The following is a 935-nucleotide window of genomic DNA, read 5'->3' as shown; positions in this document are numbered from 1 at the left end:
GGCACCGGCGGTAACGGCGGGGCCGGCGGTAACGCCGGATGGTTCGGCGACGGCGGGACCGGCGGCGCCGGTACACAGGGCACCGCCGCGAGTGGCGCCGGCGGCGCCGGCGGAGCCGGCGGCATGGTCGCCGGCAACGGCGGCGCAGGCGGTAACGGCGGGAGCAATCCCACTGGAGCCGATCCGACCGGGGTCGGCGGGGCAGGTGGGACCGGTGGTGCCGCCATCGGACTGTTCGGCAATGGTGGGGCCGGCGGTAACGGCGGGCAGGGCGCTTTCGGCGCCAGTGGCACCGGCGGCACCGGTGGCGCGGGCGCCCCGTCGCCAGGCAACCCCAAAAGGAGCCCACCGGTGCCGTCGAAACCGCGGGTCCCGTTGCCAATGACCCCAATCCCGGGGTTGCCGCCGGCACCGCCATTACCGATTAACTGTGCATTGCCGCCCGCGCCGCCGTTACCCCCCGTACCGGCGGCGTTCAAGTTCTGCCCGCCGAAACCGCCAGCGCCGCCGTTGCCGATCAGCCCGGCAGTGCCGCCGACGCCGCCGCTGCCGGCGACCAAGCTACCGACCCCGCCATTTCCGCCGGTGCCGCCGGAACCGAAGAGCGCACCGCCGCGACCGCCCGCGCCACCGGTGCCGCCGGTGCCACTGGCGCCGAAAGCGCCCTGCCCGCCGTTACCGCCGGCCCCACCATTGCCGAACAGTCCGATGGCGGCACCACCGGTCCCACCTGCCCCGCCGACCCCGGTCGGATCGGCTCCAGTGGGATTGCTCCCGCCGTTACCGCCTGCGCCGCCGTTGCCGGCGACCATGCCGCCGGCGCCGCCGGCGCCGCCGGCGCCACTCGCGGCGGTGCCCTGTGTACCGGCGCCGCCGGTCCCGCCGTCGCCGAACCATCCGGCGTTACCGCCGGCCCCGCCGTTACCGCCGGTGCC

1 pseudogene is annotated in these 935 nt (G+C 76.5%); it reads right to left on the bottom strand.

Features of this window, described 5'->3' with window-relative positions:
- A pseudogene (locus BST40_RS30465) lies at positions 1–935 on the bottom strand (hypothetical protein); the annotation flags it as partial.

Source organism: Mycobacterium persicum, from assembly GCF_002086675.1.
In the GTDB taxonomy this organism is placed as follows: Bacteria; Actinomycetota; Actinomycetes; order Mycobacteriales; family Mycobacteriaceae; genus Mycobacterium; species Mycobacterium persicum.
Note: the sequence above shows the minus strand (reverse complement) of the source record. Positions and strands in the feature narration are given on the sequence as shown.